Source organism: Halosimplex amylolyticum (genome assembly GCF_051414035.1).
Taxonomy (GTDB): Archaea; Halobacteriota; Halobacteria; order Halobacteriales; family Haloarculaceae; genus Halosimplex; species Halosimplex amylolyticum.
Genome location: NZ_JBLKNW010000006.1, coordinates 153,659 through 177,405, shown reverse-complemented (window position 1 = coordinate 177,405; position 23,747 = coordinate 153,659). Strand labels below are relative to the sequence as shown.

The 23,747-nt window shown below is 69.4% G+C and carries 21 protein-coding genes; 11 read left to right on the top strand and 10 right to left on the bottom strand.

Translation table 11 applies throughout. From position 1 onward, the window contains the following. Positions 1-48: 48 nt before the first annotated feature. The 10 genes from ACMGFE_RS20630 to ACMGFE_RS20585 all read right to left on the bottom strand — a co-directional run bounded on the left by ACMGFE_RS20630 (position 49) and on the right by ACMGFE_RS20585 (position 12,234). Entirely contained in the window at positions 49-318 is a 270-nt protein-coding gene (locus ACMGFE_RS20630; protein ID WP_436927176.1) for a DUF8593 domain-containing protein, read from the bottom strand. A gap of 582 nt (positions 319-900) precedes the next feature. Beyond that, positions 901-1,221, bottom strand: coding sequence for a cupin domain-containing protein (locus tag ACMGFE_RS20625; RefSeq protein WP_436927175.1), 321 nt, complete (start codon positions 1,219-1,221; stop codon positions 901-903). A gap of 89 nt (positions 1,222-1,310) precedes the next feature. Continuing rightward, positions 1,311-3,128 (bottom strand): LEA type 2 family protein, encoded by a 1,818-nt coding sequence (locus ACMGFE_RS20620; protein ID WP_436927174.1) that lies wholly within the window; start codon positions 3,126-3,128, stop codon positions 1,311-1,313. 189 nt (positions 3,129-3,317) lie between these two features. Continuing rightward, positions 3,318-4,055, bottom strand: a complete 738-nt coding sequence (locus tag ACMGFE_RS20615) for a fumarylacetoacetate hydrolase family protein (RefSeq protein WP_436927173.1) — start codon at positions 4,053-4,055, stop codon at positions 3,318-3,320. 203 nt (positions 4,056-4,258) lie between these two features. Continuing rightward, positions 4,259-4,927, bottom strand: coding sequence for a hypothetical protein (locus ACMGFE_RS20610; protein ID WP_436927172.1), 669 nt, complete (start codon positions 4,925-4,927; stop codon positions 4,259-4,261). Further along, positions 4,924-5,943: a HEAT repeat domain-containing protein gene (locus ACMGFE_RS20605; RefSeq protein ID WP_436927171.1), complete on the bottom strand. Its 1,020-nt coding sequence runs from the start codon at positions 5,941-5,943 to the stop codon at positions 4,924-4,926. Before ACMGFE_RS20605 ends, ACMGFE_RS20610 begins: the two co-directional genes overlap by 4 nt. Beyond that, entirely contained in the window at positions 5,943-6,995 is a 1,053-nt protein-coding gene (locus ACMGFE_RS20600; protein WP_436927170.1) for an ethylbenzene dehydrogenase-related protein, read from the bottom strand. Before ACMGFE_RS20600 ends, ACMGFE_RS20605 begins: the two co-directional genes overlap by 1 nt. Beyond that, a complete protein-coding gene (locus tag ACMGFE_RS20595; RefSeq protein ID WP_436927169.1) occupies positions 6,985-7,875 on the bottom strand; it encodes a TorD/DmsD family molecular chaperone in 891 nt (296 codons plus the stop codon). The genes ACMGFE_RS20600 and ACMGFE_RS20595 overlap by 11 nt, the downstream gene beginning before the upstream one ends. After that, positions 7,857-9,032: a 4Fe-4S dicluster domain-containing protein gene (locus ACMGFE_RS20590; protein WP_436927168.1), complete on the bottom strand. Its 1,176-nt coding sequence runs from the start codon at positions 9,030-9,032 to the stop codon at positions 7,857-7,859. The genes ACMGFE_RS20595 and ACMGFE_RS20590 overlap by 19 nt, the downstream gene beginning before the upstream one ends. Before the next feature lie 34 nt (positions 9,033-9,066). Continuing rightward, complete coding sequence (locus ACMGFE_RS20585) at positions 9,067-12,234, bottom strand: molybdopterin-containing oxidoreductase family protein (protein WP_436927167.1); 3,168 nt, start codon at positions 12,232-12,234, stop codon at positions 9,067-9,069. Positions 12,235-12,493: 259 nt separating this feature from the next. On the opposite strand from ACMGFE_RS20585, the gene ACMGFE_RS20580 reads away from it, so the two are divergent. The 11 genes from ACMGFE_RS20580 to ACMGFE_RS20530 all read left to right on the top strand — a co-directional run bounded on the left by ACMGFE_RS20580 (position 12,494) and on the right by ACMGFE_RS20530 (position 23,745). Then, positions 12,494-13,150: a helix-turn-helix domain-containing protein gene (locus ACMGFE_RS20580; protein ID WP_436927166.1), complete on the top strand. Its 657-nt coding sequence runs from the start codon at positions 12,494-12,496 to the stop codon at positions 13,148-13,150. Positions 13,151-13,220: 70 nt separating this feature from the next. Beyond that, the gene (locus tag ACMGFE_RS20575) at positions 13,221-13,850 is read left to right on the top strand and encodes a hypothetical protein (RefSeq protein ID WP_436927165.1); all 630 of its coding nucleotides are present in this window, start codon (positions 13,221-13,223) and stop codon (positions 13,848-13,850) included. Between the two features lie 65 nt (positions 13,851-13,915). Next, positions 13,916-14,569, top strand: a complete 654-nt coding sequence (locus tag ACMGFE_RS20570) for a QcrA and Rieske domain-containing protein (RefSeq protein WP_436927271.1) — start codon at positions 13,916-13,918, stop codon at positions 14,567-14,569. Further along, the gene (locus tag ACMGFE_RS20565; protein ID WP_436927164.1) at positions 14,569-16,098 is read left to right on the top strand and encodes a cytochrome b; all 1,530 of its coding nucleotides are present in this window, start codon (positions 14,569-14,571) and stop codon (positions 16,096-16,098) included. Before ACMGFE_RS20570 ends, ACMGFE_RS20565 begins: the two co-directional genes overlap by 1 nt. Further along, positions 16,095-16,289 carry a DUF8120 family protein gene (locus tag ACMGFE_RS20560; RefSeq protein WP_436927163.1) on the top strand — a complete coding sequence of 65 codons (195 nt, stop codon included), beginning with the start codon at positions 16,095-16,097 and terminating at the stop codon, positions 16,287-16,289. The genes ACMGFE_RS20565 and ACMGFE_RS20560 overlap by 4 nt, the downstream gene beginning before the upstream one ends. Then, on the top strand, positions 16,286-19,297 hold the full coding sequence (gene narG / locus ACMGFE_RS20555; RefSeq protein ID WP_436927162.1) for a nitrate reductase subunit alpha: 3,012 nt from the start codon (positions 16,286-16,288) through the stop codon (positions 19,295-19,297). Before ACMGFE_RS20560 ends, narG begins: the two co-directional genes overlap by 4 nt. Continuing rightward, positions 19,294-20,364: a nitrate reductase subunit beta gene (gene narH, locus ACMGFE_RS20550; protein WP_436927161.1), complete on the top strand. Its 1,071-nt coding sequence runs from the start codon at positions 19,294-19,296 to the stop codon at positions 20,362-20,364. Before narG ends, narH begins: the two co-directional genes overlap by 4 nt. Next, a complete protein-coding gene (locus ACMGFE_RS20545) occupies positions 20,357-21,238 on the top strand; it encodes an ethylbenzene dehydrogenase-related protein (protein WP_436927160.1) in 882 nt (293 codons plus the stop codon). Before narH ends, ACMGFE_RS20545 begins: the two co-directional genes overlap by 8 nt. Continuing rightward, on the top strand, positions 21,235-21,948 hold the full coding sequence (locus ACMGFE_RS20540; protein ID WP_436927159.1) for a molecular chaperone TorD family protein: 714 nt from the start codon (positions 21,235-21,237) through the stop codon (positions 21,946-21,948). Before ACMGFE_RS20545 ends, ACMGFE_RS20540 begins: the two co-directional genes overlap by 4 nt. Beyond that, positions 21,945-22,913 (top strand): DUF8068 family protein, encoded by a 969-nt coding sequence (locus ACMGFE_RS20535; protein WP_436927158.1) that lies wholly within the window; start codon positions 21,945-21,947, stop codon positions 22,911-22,913. Before ACMGFE_RS20540 ends, ACMGFE_RS20535 begins: the two co-directional genes overlap by 4 nt. Continuing rightward, positions 22,906-23,745: a HEAT repeat domain-containing protein gene (locus tag ACMGFE_RS20530; RefSeq protein WP_436927157.1), complete on the top strand. Its 840-nt coding sequence runs from the start codon at positions 22,906-22,908 to the stop codon at positions 23,743-23,745. Before ACMGFE_RS20535 ends, ACMGFE_RS20530 begins: the two co-directional genes overlap by 8 nt. Positions 23,746-23,747: the final 2 nt, after the last annotated feature.

Sequence of the window (23,747 nt, the reverse complement as noted above, 5' to 3'; positions counted from 1 at the left end):
ATGCACCAGTCGGTCGCTCCGTCGACGCGAGATCCGGGCGTCCGGTCGTCATGCGATCCTCCGTTCGTTCGTCGGATCCGCACCGGCTTCGAGTTGGACGACCTCGTTCGTGCTGTGGTCGACGGCCCGGCGGTCGATCGTGAGCGTCGAACGGTGGCCCTCGTCGCCGGTCGGGTCGATTCGCTCGGATTCGACGCGTTCGGGATCGAGCAGGACGCGCGCTGTGTCGCCGTCGACGCGGACGATCGTCCCGACTGCCGATCCACCGGTCGTGATCACGCGTTTTCCTCTGTCGGTCCCCTGGAAGTTCCGGTTCATACTGGTGCTCCGATCCGCCTGTCCGCGCCTGCGGACGGGGATTCGTCTCACACTTACCGAGTTCACTACGTAAAGGCGAACACCCGTTCCACCGGTGCCGGACCGTTTCGACCGTTGCATCCGTCTCAGCGACCGGTAAGGTACTCCTTAAACGGTCAACGTGGACCTGCGCTCCTTCCACTGGATCAGTGTTCGACTGCGACCCGCGGTCGGGCAATCCAGTCGACGATCGTGATACCATCTGGACCGAATCACCGTACGATACGTTCGGTGATACTATCGATCGGGAGCGACGAAAACACCGACACCAACCGAGAATCGTGAATATCTACCGCCACAGCGTTCGAACAGCCGATCATCTCGATTTGGTGTGTCGGTAGAGTAACTGCCAGAGAATGAGAGAATAGAACCTAGTAGCTCCGCGTTCTTCATATTCGGCCGTCTAGTCGTACATCTAATCATTCGCAGAGAAACTATATATCGTGTTGATACGACTGCGGTTTCGAGGTCGGCGTGCACCGGACACGGCCACGATTCCGAACCCGCAATCGAGAGCCGCCGTCCGTCCACTCGGGGGGTCGGTCAGGGTGCGCCCGCGAGGACGAACGTGCTCTCTTCGCTCCCGTTCTCGATCTGTCGGCGCTCCTCGGGGACGATCCGGAGCGCGTCGCCCGCCGACATGTGGACGTCCTCGCCGTCGACTGTGACGGTCGCCTCGCCTTCGACGAGGACGTACACTTCTTCCTGCTGGTCGTCGGCGTGGTCGTGGGGTTTGCCCGTCCACCCCGGTTCGCACTCCAGGACGGAGACGCCGAGGTTCGTACAGTCGAGTTCGTCACGGAGGAAGTGGAGGCCGCCACCGACGGCGTCCACGTCCTCGTAGTTTGCCTTGTTCGGTGACATCTCGAGGACGTACGCGGACCGGCCTGAAGTTTGTGTTGGCGGGAGCGGGGCCGGCGCGTGACTCGCCGGAAACAGGCCCGAAACGGCCGTCAGTCGTCGCCGAGGACGTCGGTCGTCATCGTCGAGTTCTGGCTCAGCGAATCGAGCCGGACGGTCTCGGTCCCGGCCCGGGTCTCGACGGTCGCGGTGACCGCGATCGTCACGTCCGACGTCTCGCCGCGGCGGACGTGCGTGACCCACCACTCGTCCATCCGCCGGTTGTCGAGCGTCATCGTGAAGCCCACCGATTCGGTCTCGCCGGGACCGACGGTGTGGCTCTCGGGCGCAGTCCGGTTCGCGAGGACGACGTCGTTGAGGGCGACGCGATACCGGATCTCGGTCACGTTCACCGGCGTCGGTTGCTCGTTCTCCAGGGTCGCTGCCACGTCGATGGGGGCGGTCTCGGGCGTCGCTTCGCCCCACTGGACCGACTCGGGACGCACGACGAGGGCGTCGTGGCCGTCGATCCTGACGGTCTCGGCCTCCCCGTCGCCCAATCCGGCCAGCAGGTCGGTCTCGAACTCGCTCGTCCGGTCGGTCACCGTCACGTCGAACTGACTGAACCCGAGGTCGGCGCGAACGTCCGGCATCGTGGTCACGGTCGAGGTCTCCCCGCGGTTGACGTGGCGCGCCCACCAGACGGGGACCTGCGAGTTGTTCATCGTCGACGCGAGTTCGACCCTGGTCCGGCCGGGGTCGAGTTCGTCGGTCCGGTGGCGTCCGGTCGCGACCGGGACGCCGTTGACCGCGGTGCGCTGGGCGACGCGGAGCGAGAGCAGGTCGTTGATCGCCCCGTCCCGGTTGGTGTTGTTCAGCGCGACGGTCGTCAGTATCTCCGTCGTCTCGTCGTCGACCGCGCCCCACTCCCGGCTCGTGTCGTCGATCCGCGGGCGTTCGAACGCGACGTCCCGCTCGGGTCCGTCGCGGGCCGACACCGAGGTCGAGCCGCCGCCGAGCACGTCCGTCTCCAGGTCGATCGAGCGCTCGTAGATGCGGATCGGGACGCGCTCGTACTCGCCGTCGCGCTCGACCAGACCGTAGAGTTCGACCGAGAGCGTGCTCCGCTCGCTGTCGTTGACGTGGTTGGCCCACCAGTCGGCCATCCGCGCGGTGTCGAGGTCCATCCGGACGTCGAGGGTGCCGGTTTCACCGGGGTCGACGGACACACCCGAGAGCTGTCGGTCGGCGGCGAGCGTCACGTCGTTCATCTCCACCGCGTACGCGACGCCGTCGAGGGTGACCGGGTAGTCGTGGACGTTCTCGACCGTCGAGGTGACCGAGAGCGGCGTCACGGACCCGTTCGCCTCGCCCCACTCGGCCGTCTGTTCGCTCACGGTCAGGAACGGGTCGCCGCGGAACCGGACTGTCCGCTCCCCCTCCGACGCGAAGCCGCCGAGCAGATCCGTCTCGATGGCGGAGTGCTGGGCTGGCACGTCGCGCGAGAATCCCGGCCCGGAGACCGTGGCGTCGACCCGGAGCGTCGACGTCTCGCCGCCGTTGACGTGGGTGACCCACCAGTCGGCGATCTTCGCGTTCGACATCTGCGTCGATAGCTGTAGTTCGTTCGTCCCGGGGCCGAACCCGACCCCCGTCTTCTCGCCGCGCGCGAGGACGACGTCGTTGAACCGCGCCGAGTAGGCCACGTCGACGACGCCGGGGACGCCCACGGGGTTCGGATTCGTCACCGTGGCGGTCGTCCGGATCTCCGTCGACGCGGAGGTGACCGCACCCCAGTCGCTGTCGACGGCGCCGACCGTCGGCGCAGCGAGGACGCCCGTTCCAGCGAGGGCCGCGATACAGACCACGAGGACGAGAAACACACCGAGAGCGGCCGCGGCGATCCGACGGAGACGGGCCCGGGAAATCATCACCAGAAGCAACTCCCGAACGGACAAAAGGGTTTACCTCCGAGTCTCGGCATCGATAGACGGCAACCGACTCGTTCGGGGGTCGGAGAGGGAGACGTTCGGGCGTGGGGATGGAGGCGTTCGGGCGTCGGGGATGGGGACGTTCGGGCGTCGGGGATGGGGGCGTTCGGATGTGGAAGGTGGAGACGGTCAGGCGTCGGGGATAGAGACGTCGTGTTCGAGCGTGCCGACGCCCTCGATCTCGATCTCGACGGTGTCGCCGTCCGAGAGCGGGCCCACGCCGGCGGGCGTCCCGGTGATGATCACGTCCCCCGCTTCGAGGGTCATGTAGGTCGTGATCTCCTCGATCAGTTCCGGGACGGAGAAGATGAACTCCGCGCGGGAGGAGGACTGCTTCGTCTCCCCGTTGACGCGGAGTTCGACGCTCGCGTCCTCGGGGACGTCCTCGGGCGGCGCGATGGCGGGGCCCATCGGCGCGGCGCCGTCGAAGGCCTTCCCGCGGATCCAGTTCTGTTCGACGCGCTGGTCGTCGCGGTTCGAGAGGTCGTCGACGCAGGTGAACCCGCGGACCACGTCCATCGCCTCGTCGGCGTCGACGGCCTTGCACTGGCGGTCGATGACGACGCCGAGTTCGGCCTCCCACTCCAGTTTCTCCTTGCCCGCGGGCAGTTCCACGGTCGACCCGTGGCTGGCCACCGCGTTCGGCGGCTTCAGGAAGAGGAGGGGACGGTCGGGGATATCCATGCCCTCTTCCTCGGCGTGGTCGGCGTAGTTGAGGCCCACGCAGACGATCTTCGTCGGTTCCGTGGGCGCGAGGATGTCGACCTCCTCGGCGTCGTAGGTGCTGTCGCCGAAGGTGACTGTGCCGTCGTCGTAGCTGCCGGTGCGCTCGGCGCCGGCCGGGTCGCGGAATCGAACCTGTCGCATACGTGCGCCGAGTGGCGAGGGCCCGCCAAAATCGTTCCGTTCCCGGCCCGAGCACTGCGGCTTCCAGTCGTCACCGGCGCCTCCGTGGCCGGATCCGCACGCCGGGCCGTCGGCCGGACGGGTCCGAGCGTCGACGTGCTGGAGCGATTCGACCGCTGAACTGCGAGGGGAGGTCGGCCGCCAACTCGCGAGGACGTCCTCGATCAGAACGTCTCCGGGATATCCGGGTCGTGGCCGTCCGCGTCGTCCTCGACTTGCTCCTCGTCGAACAGCGTCCCGCCGTAAGGGCGGAAGTCGAAGTCGTAGGCGGCGGTGACGCGCTCCAGTTCGTCCTCGCGGCGGGCGATCTGGCCGGTGTCGAACGCCGACTCCTCCACGGCGGAGACGAGCTCGTCGTCGCCGATCCGGCCGTCGGCGTACGCGGCGGCGATGCCGTCGCGAAACGCGTCCGCGTTGCGTCGCAGACGCCTGGCCTCTTCGAAGGCCGACCTGACGTCGGGCGTCGGTTCGGACTTGTTCGTCGGGATGCGCTCCAGTTCGTCCGTGGCCCGCCGGTCGTACTCGGCCGCCTGAGCGAGCACCTCCACGGTCTGCGCCGCCGCCGAGAGGTCGTCCCACGCGTCGCGGGCGGCCGGGGCGACCATCGCGTCGACCACGTCCTCCCACGTCGTCGACCGTTCGGGGTCCTCGAACGCCTCGGCCACGAACGCCCCGACGTGTTTCTCTGGGATCGGGACGCCCATCGCCCCGCCGTCGGCCGATCCGTCGCCGTTTGGTCCGTCGGAACCGCCGTCACCGCGGTCGGTCGTTTCGGGCTGTGCCCCCAGTGAGTAGGTCTCGCCGTCAGTCGATCGATTCGATTGGTCACTCACGAGTCGTCACCCCCGGTATCGTCTGTCGAGCCGTCGCGCCGTTCGCCGCCGTCGCCGTCGGTCCCCGGATCGCTGTATCCCTGCGGTCGCGGGTCCGGACCGGGGTGGGAGCCGACTCGGCCGGTGCCGCCGTCGACCGGCGCGGCGCCCGGTCGAGGGGCGCCCGGTCCGTCGTCGAGGCGGCCGGGCGGCGCGTCCGACCCCCCGGGCGGTCGGCCGGTCTCGGGTCCGCCGGGTCGGCCCGGTCCCGATCCGCCGACCCCGGACTGCCCGGCACCGGCGTCGACGTCGAGGTTCTCGGGGTCGACCCCGCGCGAGCGGGCGAGCGCCCGCTCGGCCGTCCGGCGCACGTCGTCGCTCCGGTCGTCGATACCGTGCCTCTCCAGCGCCTCTTCGGCGCGGTCAGTGCCCAGGTCGCCCAGTCCGTCGGCGGCCTTCGCCCGGACGAACGACCCGGGGTCGCGCGCCAGCACGGCGGCGAGCAGGCGGACGGCCCGCTCGGTCTCCGCTTCCCGCGGCAGGAACTGGACGGCGTACTCCCGGACCGCCGGCCGGGGGTCGTTCTTCAGCCGGTCGACCAGGACCTCCGCGCCCGCGGCCTCCGTCTTCGCGAGCGCGATCAGGGCGTTGCGCCTGACGGCTGCGTGTTCGTCCTCCAGCGCTTCGCGTAGCGGTCCGTTCGCGCCCGGTGCTGCCCGCGAGAGCGCGACGACGGCTTCAGCGCGGACCCACTCGTCGGGGTCGTCGAGCGCCTCCCGGATCGTCTCGCGTTCCCGGCCCGCGACGCCGAGCGCCTCGACGGCGAACTGTCTGGTCTTCGCGTCGTCGGTCGTGCGGGCGGTCTCGACCAGCGCGGCGACCGTCGCGTCGGCGAGCCCCGATTCGGCGGCGTCGACCAGCGCCAGTGCCGCCTCCCGCTTGCGGGGTTGGTCCCCTCCGAGCGCCTCGCGCAGACCGGCCTCGTCGTCGGCCGGGGCCCGGCCGCGCGCGCTCCAGTTGGCGTACTCGTCGGTCATCAGATCAGCCTCCAATAAGCCACGAACCAGACGAGGAGCGCCGAGAGGACGATCCCCCCGATGAATCCGGGGATGGCGAGGGCCCGACCGTCGCTCCCACCGCCGTCACCGGAATCGCCACCGCCGACCTGCACGACGCTCCCGCTCCCCGACCCTCCGCTGTCGGGCACCGAGAGGTTGCCCGAGGAGGGGTCGAGCGTCGAGAACTGGAGCGTGATCGACTTCTGGCCGTTGACCTCGTCGGCGCTCCCGTTCCAGACGGCGAAGGCGAGGTACACCTGCTCGTCGGTGATCGGCGCGTCGTACTGCCCGGCGCCGCTCCGGTTGCGGACGAACGTGACCTCCCAGCCGTCGTCGGTGCGCTCGCCGCTCGCCGCGACCGGCTGGTCAGGCGCGTAGCTGAGCGACCCGAATCCCTTCGCGTAGTAGTTGTGCGCGCCGTTTTCGAAGTCGGCCTGCGAGATAGGGTTCCCCGCCTGTCGCCCGGGCATGGTCACCGAGTCGTTGTGCGGGTAGGCGTACATGTCACCGGCGCCCTCGCTGTGCTCGGGCCCGTGTCGCCAGCTCGCCCGCCAGTACCAGACGTTGACCGGCGTGTTCGCGGCGCCCATGGTGATCGGCGGCTGGTCGCCGGTCTTCAGCATCACCGCCGCGCCGTCGCTGAAGTTCCGCGGCTCGGCGATGTCGGCGTCTCGCGTGGGGTCCGCCCACGAGAGCCGGACCGCGATGTGACTGTCGTTGGCGGCGGTCTGTACGTCGAGTTCGTCGACGCTCCCGCCCCCGAACGGCGGCGCCATCTGCTGTTTCGACAGCGAGACGGTCCGGGTCTCGGCCTCGTCCCACGCGCTCGCCGTCGGCTCGGTCGGCACGCTGTCGACGCTCGCCACCGGCTGGCTCCCGCTCGTGACGGCCGCGGCCACGGCCGCCTGGCCGGCCAGCAAGAGCGCGACTGTCACGACCGCCAGGGTCGTCGCACGGGCGGCCGCGCCCCTGTCGAGCGGGAGTCGCGGCCCCCGCTCCGAACCGCTCTCGTCGTCGCGCTCACTCGCCATCGTCGCTCACCTCCGCTGTCTCGGCCGCCGCGTCTCCGTCGGTCTCGCCGCCGTCGTCTCCGTTCCGGACGGCGTTGTCGCGCCTGACCAGTTCCGCGGCGAGCGCTGCGGCCGCGCGGTACGCGCGCCGGCCAGCCGCGCCGTCGTCGCCGACCGTCCGCTCCACGTCGTGGGCCAGCGCGGGGACGAACCCCCGGAGGTGTTCGTCGAGCACGGTCGCCTCGGCGTCGGCCAGTCGGTCGACGGCCGCGTCGTCGCCCTCGTGGATCGCGACCGCGCGCTGGGCCGCGATCACCTGCATCAGCTCCAGTTCGGCGGCGACGTGGTCCTGTCGTTCGGCGAAGTCCTCGCCGGGCTGGACGCCGAACGTCTCCATCAGGCCGACGACCGCCGCGATGCGACGCTGGGACTCGCCCACGTCCGACCCCGTCGTGTAGTGGGCCTCGTACGGGATCACCGGGTACTCGCCCCCTTCGGGGAGACCGAACAGTCCGTTGTACGCCGATTCGAGGTCCGAGACGGCGGCGTCGGCGAACGCGTCCAGGAAGCGCTCGGCCTCGACGCGGAGGCCCAGCCGCTCGGCGGCCTGCAGGACGCCGTCGCGAGCGTCGTGGGCGGTGAGCGTCGCGCGCAGCGGGGTGTCCGGGTAGCAGAACGCGCCGCCGACGGCCCCGTAGAGCGTCGCCCGCGCCGCGTGCAGTGCCTTCGCCGCTTCGGGGTCTCGAACGCCGTCGCCAGTAGCCGGTGCGTGGTCGCGGTCGTCGCCGTCGTCGAACGCGCCGCTGCCGGCATCCGTCCCGCCGGCCGGTTGCGCGTCGGTGCCTGTCGGTGCGGACGTGTCGTCCGCTTCGTCGAGCCGGGTCATGGTTGGTTGGTCCACTGCTCGCCCTCGCGAACTTCCAGTTCTTCCTCGAAGGGCAGGTCCGCGACCTTCTCGCCCTCGCGGTTCCAGCCCCTGACGCGCTCGTCGGTGACCTCGTAGGTCTCGATCAGCTCGGTCGTCGCGCCGAACAGCTGGAGGATGCCGAGGACGTGATGGGAGGGGTCGCGCACTCGCTCCTGGACGATCTCGATCGACTCCCGGTAGGTGTCGCCGGGCCAGTCGTTGCGCTTGACCTCGGTGTTCGGCGTGAACATCTGGGTCAGGAACTCCGGCGGCACGTGGTACGGCGGCATGTAGAACACCTGCGGGCGGGTGCCGAACTGCGGATAGAGGGGTAGTGCCACCTTCTCGTCGGAGTGGACGAGGTAGTTGATCGGCGAGCGGCCGCCGGGCGCGTCGCCGCCGGGCGATGGGGCGTCGGGCCCGCGATTGATGTTTCCGTGCAGGCGCGTCTTCCCGATACAGGAGGAGACACACCGGGGGACGAAGCCCTCCTCGATGCGCGGGTAACAGCCGACGGGTTTCTCCGAGACGCCCGTCTCGGGGTTGTACATCGGCTTGTGGTACGGACAGCCCTTCACGCACTTGCGGTAGCCCCGACAGCGCTCCTGGTCGAGCAGGACGATGCCGTCCTCGTCGCGCTTGTAGATGGCCTGGCGCGGACACGCCGCGAGACAGGCCGGGTTCTTGCAGTGGTTACACAGCCGCGGCAGGTAGAACTGCCAGATGTCGTGGTGTTTCCCCTCCTCCAGATCGCTCTCGACCACCTCGCCGGTGGGGTACTCGCCGTGGACCTGGTCGTCGCCGAGGGCCGGGTACTCCCACTCCTCTTTGTCGGCGATGTACCCGCGGACCGTCTCGCCCTGTTCGGTCGCTTCGAAGATGGTCTCGCCGGCGTCCAGGTCGTCGAGCAGGCGCATGTCCCAGCCCATCGGGTAGCCGCCGTAGGGCTCGGTCTCGACGTTCATCCACCACATGTACTCCTCGCCCTTCCCGCTGGTCCAGGTGGACTTGCAGGCGAAGGAGCAGGTGTTGCAGTTGATACAGCGGTTCGTGTTGATGACCATCCCCCAGTGCCAGTCGCGCTCTTCCTCGCGGTGTTCGTAGGGGTAGTCGTGTTCGCGGCCGAGTTGTGGGTTTGCTACCTTCGGCATCAGTCGTCACCTCCTGTCGCAGCGCTGTCGATCATCAGTCGTCACCTCCGCTCGCCGCACCGTTCTGCAGCGATCCGCCGACGTAGTCCTGGAAGGCGTCGTCCTTCCGGGCGTCGGCCGGTTTCCAGTCCGCCTCGGCGTACTTCTCGACGTCGACGAGGTCGTCGCGGTTGGTGCCCGTAGGCGCCCAGACGGTCTCCTCGTAGCCGTGTTCGAGTTCCGCGCCGTGCCAGACGATCTCGTCGTCGATCTCCTCCGAGACGTTGGGGTCGCCGAACACGCCCTTGTGGACGAGGTCGTCGGTCTCCTGGAGCGGGTCGAGCCAGATGTTCGTCGTCGTGTTGTACCCCTTGATCCCGTCGGGGTCGTCCTCGTCGTCGGGGAAGTGCTGGGGCCACCAGCCGTGCCAGATAGTCAACTGGCCCATGTCCCCCGCCGACCGGGGTCGCTGGCGCTCGCTGACCATCGCACGGACGACGAGGTCGCCGCGCTTGCCGGTGATGCGGACGTAGTCGCCCGTCTCGACGTCGATGTTCGCGGCGTCCTCGGGGTGGATCTCGACGAACGCTTCGCCCAGTGGCGGCGCGTCCTCCGTCTCGCCGTCGCCGGTCGGGAACGAGAAGTCCTCGACCAGTCGCTCGGTCCCCTCGGGGTCGGCGTTGACGCTCCCGAAGTCCCGCGCCGACCAGATGAGGTTCCAGTCGGTCATCCCCCACGAGGAGTGGGTCCGGTACTTCGGATGGGGCGTGTTGTAGTAGAACTGCTTGTCCTCGTCGTGGTACAGCGGGTTCTCCTCGTCCTTGGCGTCTTCCCACTTCTGGTTGACCCCGTAGGGGGTTCCCTCGACGCTCTCGACGTGGTCCAGGTCGTCGCGACCGAGTTCGACGAACCGGTCTTCCTCCTTGTGGAACTCCATCCGGCCGGTCTTGGTGTAGAACGGCCGGTCCTCGTGGATCTGCGAGTAGAAGGGGATCCGCGGGTAGGTCTTCAGCTGGAGCCGTTCCGGTCCGTCCCGGAGGTCCTCGACGTCGATGCCGCGGGTGGTCATCCCGCGGTCGAACGTCTCCTGGATGTAGTTCGTGACGTCCCCGTCCTCGTCGAGGAACTCGGCGAAGTACTCGCGGTAGGAGTCGACGTTGCGCTCCTCGGGCGGGATCTTCTCGTCGAGCTTCTCGGCGACCATCGCGACGGCTTCCCCGTCCTGTTTCGTGTCGTAGATGGGGTCCATCACCCCGTGGTCCATGTGGACGAACGGGTTCTCCGGCCCGATCGTGATGTCCGGGTACTCACACTCCAGCCACGAGGGCACCGGGAGCACGATGTCCGCGTGTCGGGCGGAGTACGTCATGTGCATGTCCGAGACGATGAAACACTCGTTGCCCGTGTCCGGGTGTTTCACGAAGTTCTCGATGACGTGCTCCTGGTGTTTGGTCTGGTTCAGGAGGTTGCAGTTCATCGTCCAGAGGACCTCCGGCTTGGACATCGTGTACGACTCCGCCTCGGTGGGCATCACCGGCTCCTCGGCGTCGCCCTGGGGCACGAGTTCAAGCTCGCGGTCGAAGTCCCCCCGGATCTCGTGGGGGTCGAGCTGCTCGCCGCCGAAGAAGGCGAAGGCGTAGCCCGGGTACATCCCGTGAGCCGCGTGGCCGTCCGGGTTGACGTAGTGGGGATAGCCGTCCAGCAGTTCGATCTTGTACTGGCCGGAGTAGTTGTAGTAGCCCTGGCCCACGTCGCCGATGTTGCCGAGCATCGACTGGACGAAGAAGATAGTCCGCTGGAGCGAGTCGTTGGAGTGGAACCAGTGGTTGATCCCCTCGCCGGTGAACCACTGGCCCTTCTCCGCCGCCGCGAACTCGCGGGCGGTCTTCGTCAGCGCGTCGGCCGGGATGGTCGTGATGTCCTCGACGGTCGCGGGGTCGTAGTTCGCCATCACGTTGTCGCGCTGGCGCGCGAAGTCGCTCCGCACGGCGACGGTCGACCCGTCGGCCAGTTCGACCTCCCGGTCGACGTCGAGTCGCGGCGTCGTCGGCGTCTCCTCGCCCACGTCCTCGCGCGTCACCGCGACCAGCTCGCCGTCCTCGCCGACCGCGACGAAGTCGCCCCAGTCGTTCTCCTCGTGCTGTTTTTCGGCGTCCTCGGGCGGTGCCTCGTGGTCCGCGAACACCTCGTGGGCGCGGAGGTACTTGCCGTCGTCCTCGCGGACCAGCAGCGGCAGGCTGGTGTACTGCCGCATGAACTCGGCGTCGTACAGCTCCTCGTCGATGATCACGTAGGCGATGCCCAGCGCGAACGCGGGGTCGCTCCCCGGCCGGACGGGGAGCCAGCGGTCGCACTTCTGGACCGTCGGCGCGTAGTCCGGGTACACCCCGACCATCTTCCCGCCGCGCTCGCGGGTCTCCTGCAGGAAGTGGTTGTCGGCCAGCTTGTTGTGGATGAGGTTCTTCCCCTGGATGATGGTGTAGTCGGCCTGGCGCCAGGCCGACGCGTCCGAGTCTGAGGTCTGGTAGCCGGTCGTGATGACGTGTCCCGGCGGCAGGTCGGCGTACCAGTCGTACTCGGTCCACTCGCAGCCGCCGAAGACGGAGGCGAGCCGACGGCCGGAGCCGTGGCGGGTGAACAGCCCGTCGGCCTTGATCGCGTTGAAGATGTGGAACCGCTTCTCGTCCTCCAGGTTCGCCATCTTCTCGGCGACGAGGTCGAGCGCCTCGTCCCAGGTGACCCGCTCGAACTCGTCCTCGCCGCGGCCCTCGGGGCTGGGGTCGTCGGGGTCCCAGCCCTTGCGGACCATCGGGTACTTGATCCGCGAGGGCTCGAACGTCCGGCGGTGGAGCGTCAGCCCCTTCATACAGCCGCGGGGGTTCCAGTGCTGGCTGACGCCGGCGTCCTCGTACCCGGACGGACCGACCGACGGGTCCTCGTTGTGATAGACCTGCTCGGCACGGATCGGGACGCCGTTTTTCATGTAGAAGTTCAGCGCGCACGACTGGGTACAGTTCGGGTGGCAGACCGTCCAGTCCACCTCGTCGTAGTCGTAGATGTCGTGGTAGACCTGCTCCCAGTCTCGATTCGGATACGACTTGAGCGGGTTATCGACCGACGTGACGGGGTCGACGGCCTGCGTCGCGCCCCAGGCCGTCCCGACGAGCGCGCCGACGCTCCCGGCGCCGGCGGCCGCCAGGAAGTCGCGTCGCGATAGTGTCACGTGCGGTCACCTCCTCGATCTCTCGCCACTGTCTGGCGCATACCAGTGGGTCAGTGCCCGCCTATCTCAACCCACGAGGGCGTTCTTACCCCGCAAGAATCGACGCGAAAGTGTTCCCGTCCCCCACGGTCCGTCGTCCCCCGATGTCGAGGCGGTTTAAGAATCGTCGACGACGCCCAAAACGCAGGTGTTCGGCTCTGTTCTCAGCTTTTGGGATCGCGGTTCCGTTTTCTTAGGTGGGTATATCGTTCTCTCGGATATGGGAGCTGAACCGACAGGCGGAATCCAGGTCAGACTCGCGGTCGAGACGGCCGACGCCTGCCCGGTGGCGGCGTCGACCGGCGGCGACACGATCGCCAGATCCGCCACGTGGAGTCGCGCGGACGAGGGCGGAGACGTGGTCGAGGAGTTCGACGTCGTCGGTGGGGCCGACGACGCCGACCTCCCGGAGGACGCGTCCGTCGTCTTCGAGACCGACCGCGCCGAACGGGTACGGTTCACCCGTGACCAGAGCAACTGTATCTGCGAGACGGTCGAGCAACTCGGGACGCCCGTCAGCGACGTGTCCGCGTCGCGGGGGACGCTCCGCTTGAGTTTTCACGCGACCGACGTGGAGACGATCCAGGCGGCCGTGGACGTGCTCGACGATACGTACGGTACCGTCCGGATCGACCGCCTCGCCCGCACCGGCAACGGCGAGGACGACGACCTCGTGCTCGTCGACCGCGGGCGGCTCACCGACCGCCAGCAGGAGGTGCTCGAGACGGCGATGGAGATGGGCTACTTCCAGCGTCCGCGGTCCGCGAACGCGACGGAAGTCGCCGAGCGACTCGACATCACCCCGTCGACGTTCGCGGAACACCTCGCGTCGGCCCAGTCGAAGGTGCTCGACTCGCTGCTGGAGGGGTCGGCGTGACGGGTCCGTCGGCGGGGGAGTGGCCGGCGTCGTCTCGGACGCTCCGGCGGACTCACGGGGGAGAATAGCGATGCGCACCAGGACACTCCTCGTCGTACTGGTCGTGCTGGCCGTGCTGGTACCGACGTGGTTCGTCGCGTTGCAGGGCGAGCCCCCCTCGGAGGAGATCGCTATCGACCACAGCGTCAGCGAGATCCGACCGCTCGACGGCTTCGTCGACACGCCGAACAAGCTGTCGCCGAGCCAGGTGGGCGTCGTCGTCTGGGTCGCCTTGCTGGCGTTGCTCGGCGTGCTGGCCTTCTTCCACCGGTTCATGGACAGGCTGGCAAGACCGCCGGAGGCCGAGGCCGAGGCGGCCGTGACCGACGGAGGTGTCGCGAGCGGCGGGAGTGACACCTCCTCGGAGGGGCACACCGACGGCGGGATCGTCACGTTCCCGTGGATCGAGACGGACGACCGCTGGGTCGTGCAGTACCACGACGCGAGCGACGCGATCGAGGGACTGGTCGCCATGGGCGGACTGACGGTGTTGACCATCGCCTTCGCCGCCCTGTTCACCGGCGAGTACTTCACGCTCGCGCGGACGCAGTACTTCGGCCTCTACGCGTTCGGCATGTTCATGTCCCTGACCGGGCTGACCGTCTCCTACTACGCCTGGTTCATGCCACACGTCGAAGTCGCCGAACGGAGGGACCACTGATGACCGACACCACTGACGAGGAGCGACCCAACCTGGACGAGGTGGATCTCACGCGTAGCTACCCGATGGCGGACACGGGCCACGGTGCGGCGACCGACGAGTGTCACTCCTGCGACGGGACGGCCACCGAGCCGAGCATCTACCAGGAGTTCTGGGGCGACGCCCGTGCGCAGATGGAGCGCCGCGACTACGCCAAGGCGCTCGCGACGGTCGGCGGGCTGACGGCGCTGGGCAGCCTCGCCGCGCCGCTGGCGAGCCTCACCCGCGTCTTCGAACGAGGGTACTCCGGGCCTGTCTACTCCGACGGCGTGCCGCTGGTCGACGAGTTCGGCGAGCGCATCGAGGAGGGTCGCCTGAGCGAAGGCGAACAGCTAACCGTCTTTCCGGAGCCGCGTCCGGGGATCGACCGGGCGCCGACGCTGCTCGTGCGCTTCGCCGAGGACGCCTACGGCGGGGAGACCCGGATGGAGTCGACCGTGGGCGGCTACGCCGCCTACTCGAAGGTCTGCACGCACGCGGGGTGTATGGTCGCAAACAGGGAGGGACAGACGCTGATCTGCCCGTGTCACTCGGGACGGTTCGACCCGCTGTCTGGCGCGACGGTCACCGGCGGACCGCCGGGCCGGGCGCTCCCCCAGTTGCCGATCACGCTGTCGAGCGAGGGGTATCTGGTCGCGACCGGCGACTTCGAGGGACCAGTCGGTCCCGGAGGTGAGTGATGAGCCGCCTCGACCCCCTCTACCGCGCCTACGGCTGGGCGGACGCCCGCCTCGACCTGGACGGGGAGCGGTCGATCCTGGGGAAGGCCTTCCCCGCCGAGGACTCGTTCCTGCTCGGTGAGGTCGCGCTGTTTTGCTTCCTGATGCTCGTGCTGACCGGCGTGTTCCTCGGGTTCTTCTTCGAACCCTCGACCTCCGAGGTCGAGTACGAGGGCAGCGTCGCCGAGTACCAGGGCGAGGAGCTCCCGGGGGCGTTCGCGAGCGTCCTCAACATCACCTACGACGTGCCGTTCGGCATGCTGATCCGCCGGATGCACCACTGGGCGGCCCACCTGTTCGTCGCCTCGATGGCGTTGCACATGTTGCGGGTGTTCTTCACCGGCGCCTATCGCAACCCGCGCGAACCCAACTGGCTCGTCGGCACCGCGCTCGCGGGCACGTCGATGTTCGCCGCGTACACGGGCTACGCGCTCCCGTTCGACGAGTTCGCCAGCACCGCCGTCGGCATCGGCTACAACGTCGCGCTGTCGATCCCGCTGGTCGGCGATCTGGTCGGCAGGCTCGTCTTCGGCGGCGAGTTCCCCTCCAGCGCGACGATCCCGCGCTTTTACTTCCTCCACGTGTTCGTGATACCGGTGGTCATCGCGGGGCTGATCGCCGTCCACATGGCGATCCTCGTCAGGCAGAAACACACGGAAGACGGCCGCGACGAGGACGTCCACGCCGCCGGTGGCGGCGGTCGCGAGACGGTCGACCGCGAGGACGACAGCGTCGTCGTCGGGCTGCCCGCCTTCCCGAACCAGGCGGCGGTCAGCGCCGTCGTCTTCTTCCTGACGCTGGCGGCCCTGTCGCTTCTGGCCGGGTTCCTGCCGGTTCACAACATCGCCGAGTACGGCCCGAACGACCCGGCGTCGACGCCGGCGCTCATCATGCCGGACTGGTTCCTGATGTGGGGCTACGGGTTCCTGAAGCTCGTCCCCTCGTGGATGAGCTTCGACCTGCTGGGCGTCCACGTCAGCTCCGAGTTCGTCGGCGGACTCGCCCTGCCGGGACTGGTGTTCGCGGCCGTCGCGATCTGGCCCTTCGTCGATTACCACGACGAACCGGTCCACTTCACGGCCGACCCGATCAGGCGACCCTGGCAGACGGCGGTCGGCGTCGCCGGCGTCACGTTCGTGATGGTCGCGTCCATCGCGGGCATGGACGTCATCGTCGCGGACGTGCTCGGCACCTCGACGGACGCGATCAAGCCGCTCCTGATCGGCGCGCTGGTCGGCGTCCCGATCGGCTCCGGACTACTCACGTACGCGACGCTGGGCGGCTTCGGCGACGAGCCGTCCGGCGGCGGCGGGACCGCCGACGCCGAGATGGCGAACGGCGGTATCGCGAGTGGCGAGGGACGCAGTCCCTCGAACCGTTCGAGCGGGCGAAGCCCGCGAGAAGACACAGCGAGCGATGCCTCGTCGGAACAGGCCGACAGGAGTGGCGGCGAATCGGCTGACGACACGCCGGAGGAGGGCGACCGATGAGCGACGAGGTGCGACACGCCGTCACGATGTCCGCGCGCCGCTACCGCTGGCTGGACAGACTCACGAAACTCGCCGGCGTCGCGCTGATAGCCGGGGGGCTGGCGGTCGGTGGCGACACGCTCCCCGGCGTCGTGCTCGCGGCGCTCGGCGTCGCACTCGGACTCGCGACCGTGCTGATCTCGAAGCAATGACCGACGATTCCCACATGACCGACCACGACACGACCGAGGGCGAGACGACTGGTATCGACAGCGAAGCGACCGACCGTGCCGAGACTGACGGCGGCGCGGACGTCGACGTCTCCCGCCGCGACTTCCTGAAGGGCGTCGGCGCGGCCGGCGTCGCCGGCGCGGGGGCCTCCCAGACCGGGCTCGCGCAGGACTTCCTGCAGATGACGCGCCTGCAGGTCGTCAACGACCCCATCGGCGACTACCCGTATCGCGAGTGGGAAGACCTGTACCGCGACGAGTGGGACTGGGACTCGAAACACCGCTCGACGCACTCGGTCAACTGCACGGGCTCGTGTTCGTGGAACGTCTACGTCAAGAACGGCCAGGTCTGGCGCGAGGAGCAGGCCGGCGACTACCCGAACTTCGACGAGTCGCTGCCGGATCCCAACCCCCGCGGGTGTCAGAAGGGCGCCTGCTACACCGACTACGTCAACGCCGACCAGCGCATCAAGTACCCGATGCGTCGCACCGGCGAGCGCGGCGAAGGCAAGTGGCAGCGCATCTCCTGGGACGAAGCCCTGACGGAGATCGCCGAGCACGTCGTCGACGAGGTCGAAGCAGGCCGCTACGACGCCATCTCGGGGTTCACCCCGATCCCGGCGATGAGTCCGGTCTCGTTCGCCTCGGGGTCGCGGCTGGTCAACCTGCTCGGCGGCGTCAGTCACAGCTTCTACGACTGGTACTCGGACCTGCCGCCGGGCCAGCCGATCACGTGGGGGACCCAGACGGACAACGCCGAGAGCGCCGACTGGTACAACGCAGACTACATCATCGCGTGGGGGTCGAACATCAACGTCACGCGCATCCCCGACGCGAAGTTCTTCCTCGACGCCGGCTACAACGGGACCAAGCGCGTCGGCGTGTTCACCGACTACTCACAGACGGCGATCCACACCGACGAGTGGATCTCCCCGGACGGCGGCACCGACACCGCGCTCGCCCTGGGGATGGCACAGACCATCGTCGACGAGGAACTGTACGACGAGGCCCACCTCAAAGAGCAGACCGACATGCCGCTGCTCGTCCGCGAGGACACCGGCAAGTTCCTGCGCGCGAGCGAGGTCCCGGGCCTCGGCGACGGCGTCGACCGCCCCGAGAAGGCGTTCGTCATGGTCGACGGCGACGGGAACCTGCGGCTGGCTCCGGGGTCGCTGGGCGACCGCGACGGCCAGCACGACTCCGAGGCGAGCATCGAACTCGACTTCGACCCGCGACTGGCCGTCGAGCGCTCGGTCGACCTGTCTGAGGACGCGGACGGGGACAGCGTCGACGTCCGGTCGGTCTGGGAGAACCTCCGGGACGAACTGGCCCAGTACACGCCGGAGTTCGTCCACGAGGAGACGAACGTCGGCGAGGAGACCTACCAGCGGATCGCCCGCGAGTTCGCCGAGGCGGACAAGGCGAAGATCATCCACGGCAAGGGCGTCAACGACTGGTACCACAACGACCTGGGCAACCGTGCGATCCAGTTGCTCGTCACGCTGACCGGGAACCTCGGCGAGCAGGGGACCGGCCTCGACCACTACGTCGGCCAGGAGAAGATCTGGACGTTCCACGGCTGGAAGACCCTATCCTTCCCCACGGGGAGCGTGCGCGGCGTCCCGACGACGCTGTGGACGTATTTCCACGCGGGCATCCTCGACAACACCGACGAGGACACCGCCGACAAGATCCGGGAGTCCATCGACAAGGGGTGGATGCCGGTCTACCCCGAGGAGCGCGACGACGGCTCCCGCCCTGACCCGTCCACGATGTTCGTCTGGCGCGGTAACTACTTCAACCAGGCGAAGGGCAACGTCGCCGTCGAGGAGAACCTGTGGCCCAAACTCGACCTCGTCGTGGACATCAACTTCCGGATGGACTCGACGGCGCTGTACTCGGACATCGTGCTCCCCGCGGCGAGCCACTACGAGAAGTACGACCTCTCGATGACGGACATGCACACGTACGTGCATCCGTTCACGCCCGCGGTCGAACCGCTGGGCGAGGCCAGGACCGACTGGCAGATCTTCCGCGACCTCGCCGAGAAGATCCAGGAGGTCGCCACCGAGCGCGGCGTCGAACCGATCGACGACCGCAAGTTCGACCGCCAGATCGACCTCCAGTCCATCTACGACGACTACGTGCGCGACTGGGAGACCGGCGAGGACGGGGCGCTCGCGGAGGATCGCGCGGCCTGCGAGTACATCCTCGAACACTCCGAGGAGACCAATCCCGAAGGGAGCGACGAGCAGATCACCTTCGAGGACACCGACGAGCAGCCACAGCGGTTCCTCGCTGCCGGCGACCACTGGACCTCGGACATCGAGGACGGCGAGGCGTACGCGCCGTGGAAGCAGTACGTCCAGGACAAGGAACCGTGGCCGACCTTCACGGGCCGCCAGCAGTACTACGTCGACCACGACTGGTTCCTCGAACTCGGCGAGCAACTGCCGACCCACAAGGAGGGACCCACCAACACCGGCGGGAGCTACCCGCTCTCGTACAACACGCCCCACAGCCGCTGGGCGATCCACTCGACCTGGCGGGACAACGAGACGATGCTCCGCCTCCAGCGGGGCGAACCGACGGTCTTCCTCAACCCCGAGGACGCCGCCGAACGGGGCATCGAGGACGGCGACACCGTCGAGGTGTTCAACGACCTCGGCAGCGTCCAGGTGGAGGCGAAGATCTACCCGTCGAGCGAACCCGGCACGGTCAGGCACTTCTTCTCCTGGGAGAAGTTCCAGTACCCCAGCCGGGACAACTTCAACACGCTCGTCCCGATGTACATGAAACCGACGCAGCTGGTCCAGTACCCCGCGGACACGGGCGAACACCTGTACTTCTTCCCCAACTACTGGGGGCCGACCGGCGTCAACTCCGACGTGCGCGTCGACGTGCGGCCGGTCGACCAGGGCGACGCCGAGGCCAGCGTCCGACTGGCCGGCGGAGAACCCGTCGCGGACGGAGGAGGTGACAGCTCGTGAGCACTGACGACGCCCAGGACGCGGACACGAACATCGACATCGCGGACGGCGTCGACCACCAGGTCGCGATGGTGATGGACCTCAACAAGTGCATCGGTTGCCAGACCTGCACGGTCGCGTGCAAGACCCTCTGGACGGAGGGTGGCGGCCGGGAGTACATGTACTGGAACAACGTCGAGACCAAACCCGGCGAGGGCTACCCGAAGGGGTGGGAGGAGTCGGGCGGTGGCTGGAAGTCCGACGACCACAGTGAACGCGACCCCGGCGAGATCCCGGGCGAGGAGCGCTACGGCGGCGACTGGGAGTTCAACCACTCCGAGATCTTCTACGACGGGAGCGACGAGCCGCTGCGGCCCCAGAGCGACCCCGAGTGGGGCCCGAACTGGGACGAGGACCAGGGCGCCGGCGAGTACCCCAACAGCTACTACTTCTACCTGCCGCGGATCTGCAACCACTGCACGCATCCCTCCTGTGTGGAGGCGTGTCCCCGCAAGGCGCTGTACAAGCGCGAGGAGGACGGCATCGTCCTCGTCGACCAGGAGCGCTGTCGGGGGTATCGCTACTGCGTCGAGGGCTGTCCGTACAAGAAGGTGTACTACAACGCCGTCTCGAAGAAGTCGGAGAAGTGCATCTTCTGCTTCCCGCGCATCGAGGGCGAAGGACCCGACGACACGGTCCACGCGACCGCCTGCGCGGAGGAGTGCCCGCCCCAGCTCCGACTGGTCGGCTACCTCGACGACGAGGACGGCCCAATCTACAAGCTCGTCGAGGAGTACGAGGTGGCGCTGCCGCTGCACCCGGAGTTCGAGACGGTGCCGAACGTGTTCTACATCCCGCCGTACGCGCCGCCCCAGCACTCCGAGGACGGCGAGACCGTCCAGACGGTGGACCGCATCCCCAACGACTACCTCGAAGAGCTGTTCGGCGACCGCGTCAACGAGGCGCTCGACACCATCGAGCGCCACCGCGACCGGGTCCGCCGCGGCGAGGACAGCGAACTCATGGAGCTACTCCAGGACAAGAACCCGGCCCAGCAGTACAGACTGGAGGTGTTCGACGATGCGTGAGCGACGCGAGTCGCCGGGCGAGTCGGAGCGGCGACCCGACCCACCCCGCGAGCGGCGCGGAGCGGACCGCTCCTGGCTGACGGTCGCCGCGGTCGTCGTCCTCGCCGTGACCGCCGCGGCGGTCCTCCCGTCGCTGACGAGCGCGCGGCCGGCCAACGAGGTTCCGATGGGCGAGGTCGGCGCGAACGCCACGCACCCGACGGCGGACGCCTGGACGACCGTCCCGAGCGTCGAACTCGCGCTGTCGAGCGCCCCGAGCGGGCTCCCGGGGGCGAGCAACGTCTCGGTCAGCGAGGCGCAGGTCCGCGCGGCGACGAACGGCTCGCACGTCTTCGTCCGCGTCTCGTGGCCGGACGCGACCGCCGACCGGAACGCGTCGGCGCCGCGGGAGTTCGCCGACGCCGTCGCCGTGCAGGTGCCCGAGAACGCGAGCGCCAGGCCCCCCATCGCGATGGGCGGGGCCGACAACCGCGTCAACGTCTGGTACTGGACCGGCGACGGCAGGACCGAGGAACTGCTGGCCGGTGGCGCGGGGACGACGACGGACTTCGAGTCGACGAGCGTCTCCACCGACGCCGTCCACGAGGACGGCGAGTGGCACGTCGCGTTCACCCGCGATGCCGCCGCGGAGGGCAACCGGACGGACCTCTCCGGCGAACAGGACGTCGACCTGTCGGTGGCGGTCTGGAACGGCTCCTACGACGAGCGGGCCGGACGGAAGGCCGTCAGCGAGTGGCACTACCTCGCGATGGGGCCCGGGCCGCAGGGACCGCCCTACGAGACGATCCTCTGGGCGGTCGCCGGCCTCGCGATCCTGTTCGTCACCGTCGTGACGATCGAGGGCGTGCGCCGGACCCGAGGTGACCCGGCGTGAGCGACGCACCGAGCGACGCGCCGGCCCCGACCGCGGCGGACCCGGCCGATCCGCCGACCGACGCCGACCGCGACGCCGCCGCCCGCGGCGCGCTCTACGCGCTCGTCGCCCGCGCGATGACCGAGCCAGACGAGGAACTGTACGGGGCGCTCGAATCGGGCGCGCTCGACCGGGAGTGCCGACGGTTGCTCGACCGGACGGCGCTCGACGTGGCCCCGCCGGACCTGACCGTCGACGACGACCGCGAGACGGTCTGCGCGCGGTTCAACGACCTGTTCGTCGTCGGCCACACCACCGTCGAGGACCGGACCGACGGCACGGTCGACGCCGAGGGGCCGACGGTGTCGCTGTACGAGTCGGCCTACCGCCCGGAGGCGTCGTGGAACGACGTGAACCTCGACCTCGCCCGGGCCTACGACTACTTCGGCGTCGAAGTGGACACCGGCCGCCGGGAGAACCACGACCACCTCCGGCTGGAACTGGAGTTCGCGGGCTACCTCTGCCGGCGCGAGGCGGCCGTCGACGCCGACGCGGCCCGCGCCCGCCTCGACTTCCTCGACCGCCACCTGGCGGTCCTCTCCGAGGGGGTCGCCGGCGCGCTCGACGGCGAACCGGGCACGGGCTACTTCGGCGAACTCGGCGGCTTCTGCCGGCGGCTCGTCGCCGCGGACACCGCCGAACTGGCCGAGCGACTGGAGGGGTCGCGGTGAGCCAGCCGACCGCCGACGGAACAGGCCTGGCGGACGACGAGCGGGGCTACCGCGCCGCGGCCCTCCCGGTCTCGCTCGCGACCCTCCTGGGCGCCGTCGCGCTGGTCCCGACCGCCGGCGTGCTGGGGCTGCGCCTGCTGCGAAACGCGCCGACGACGCTCCCGCCGGTCGCGCGGACGGCGACGCCGGCGGCGACGGCGGCCGCCGGCGTCGTCCCCGCACTGGCGATGCTCGGGCTGGCCATCGCGACGGACCGCCGGGGCGAGCGAATCGCGCTCGCGGCCGTCGGCGTCTTCGCGGTGCTCGGGGCCGTCGACCCCGCCGCGTGGCTCCCGGCCGCTGCCGCCGTCCTGGTCGGAACGACGGTGGCGCTCCCGCTCGAACTTGGTCGGCTGGTCGACCCGTTGCGGGCGGACACCGACCTCCGCGACGCACTCGGCCCGGCGCTCGGGCCGGCAGCGCTGGCCGCGCTGGGCGTCCTCGCGCTCACGTGGTCGCTCGTCGCCTCGGCGGGCATCGAGACGACGACGTTCCGCCCAGCGGGCGCGGCGCTGGCGTTCGCGACGCTGGCCGCGCTCCCGCTCGTCCGCGTCCTCGACGGCGCGGTCGAGCTGGGGCTGTGGGCGCTCGCCGCGTTCGCCGTCGCCGTCGCGGCGGCGAGCGCGCCGTTCGTCGCGGGCGCGGTCGTGCTCGTGGCGTTCGGCGCCGGGTCGGTCCCGTTCGTCCTGCTGGCGCTCGGTATCGGCGGCGCGGTCGCGACCGCGGTCGCCGACGCCCGCCGCGGCGCACTCGGCCCGGCCGTCGGCGCCGCGCTCCTGCTGGCAGCGGGGGTCCCGGCGACGCTCCCCCGGGCGGTCGCGTTCGCGCTCGGCCTCGTCGTGCTCGTCCGCGAGTGGGGCCCGATTGCGGCCGGCGTCGCGCCCGACGGGACCGCTCCGTCCCCGCGGGGTGTCGCCGATGCGTGACCCCGAGGAGGCGACCGACGGGCCGACCGACCCGCGGGTCCACCCCGAACAGAGTCCCGGGTTCGGCGCCGACCACGCCGGCCTCGACGACATCGAGGTGAGCCGCGAGGACGTGACGATCGGCGAGGCGACGCCGCGCGAGCTTGCCGCGACGGACGTCTCGCTAATCGCGAGCGACTCGGCCGAAGAGAAGCTCGAACGTCTGGCGGCGGGCGACGCCGTCGAGCGCCAGCGGGCCGCGCTCGCGCTCGCTGAAGAGGACCACGATCCGGCCATCGTCGAGGCGCTCGTCACCGCGGGCCTGCGGGACGACGAGTCGGACGTGCGCCAGTTCGCCGTCGAGGCGCTCGCGAAACTCGGCGGGGAGCACGCCGAGCGCGCGGCGCTGGAGATCACCGAGGACGAGGACCCCTGGGTTCGCGCGGAAGCGGTCGTCGCGCTCGACCGGCTCGACCGCGAGCGGTACGCCGACCGGATCGAGGCGGCGTTCGACGACGAGCACCACGCCGTCCGCCGGAACGCGCTCGTCTCCGCGTTCAAGCGCCGCGGCGAGGGGGCGCTCGAACCCCTGCTCGACGCGGTCGACGACGAGAGCGAACGGGTTCGCGAGTGGGCGGTCCACCTCCTCGCGGGGGTCGACGACGACCGCGCCCGCGAGGCGCTCCGCGAGAAAGCGAGCGACGAGTCCGAACCCAGGATCGTCCGCGGGACCGCCGCGCGAGCGCTGGAGGCCGATCCCGGCCGCTTCCGCCGGCAGTTCACCGGCGCGCTCGACCGCGGCGACACCACCCTGCCGGGCGAGGACCACCTGAATCGCCAGCCCGACCTCTGAAC

Bases quoted from the DNA above. Each gene is read 5' to 3' on its own strand.
- ACMGFE_RS20560 (WP_436927163.1), top strand. From the start codon at position 16,095: ATGAGCGACGAGGTGCGACACGCCGTCACGATGTCCGCGCGCCGCTAC.
- narG (WP_436927162.1), top strand. From the start codon at position 16,286: ATGACCGACGATTCCCACATGACCGACCACGACACGACCGAGGGCGAG.
- ACMGFE_RS20620 (WP_436927174.1), bottom strand. From the start codon at position 3,128: ATGATTTCCCGGGCCCGTCTCCGTCGGATCGCCGCGGCCGCTCTCGGT.
- ACMGFE_RS20570 (WP_436927271.1), top strand. From the start codon at position 13,916: ATGGCGGACACGGGCCACGGTGCGGCGACCGACGAGTGTCACTCCTGC.
- ACMGFE_RS20580 (WP_436927166.1), top strand. From the start codon at position 12,494: ATGGGAGCTGAACCGACAGGCGGAATCCAGGTCAGACTCGCGGTCGAG.
- ACMGFE_RS20600 (WP_436927170.1), bottom strand. From the start codon at position 6,995: ATGGCGAGTGAGCGCGACGACGAGAGCGGTTCGGAGCGGGGGCCGCGA.
- ACMGFE_RS20605 (WP_436927171.1), bottom strand. From the start codon at position 5,943: ATGACCGACGAGTACGCCAACTGGAGCGCGCGCGGCCGGGCCCCGGCC.
- ACMGFE_RS20590 (WP_436927168.1), bottom strand. From the start codon at position 9,032: ATGCCGAAGGTAGCAAACCCACAACTCGGCCGCGAACACGACTACCCC.
- ACMGFE_RS20545 (WP_436927160.1), top strand. From the start codon at position 20,357: ATGCGTGAGCGACGCGAGTCGCCGGGCGAGTCGGAGCGGCGACCCGAC.
- ACMGFE_RS20565 (WP_436927164.1), top strand. From the start codon at position 14,569: ATGAGCCGCCTCGACCCCCTCTACCGCGCCTACGGCTGGGCGGACGCC.
- ACMGFE_RS20630 (WP_436927176.1), bottom strand. From the start codon at position 318: ATGAACCGGAACTTCCAGGGGACCGACAGAGGAAAACGCGTGATCACG.
- ACMGFE_RS20615 (WP_436927173.1), bottom strand. From the start codon at position 4,055: ATGCGACAGGTTCGATTCCGCGACCCGGCCGGCGCCGAGCGCACCGGC.
- ACMGFE_RS20530 (WP_436927157.1), top strand. From the start codon at position 22,906: ATGCGTGACCCCGAGGAGGCGACCGACGGGCCGACCGACCCGCGGGTC.
- ACMGFE_RS20575 (WP_436927165.1), top strand. From the start codon at position 13,221: ATGCGCACCAGGACACTCCTCGTCGTACTGGTCGTGCTGGCCGTGCTG.
- ACMGFE_RS20625 (WP_436927175.1), bottom strand. From the start codon at position 1,221: ATGTCACCGAACAAGGCAAACTACGAGGACGTGGACGCCGTCGGTGGC.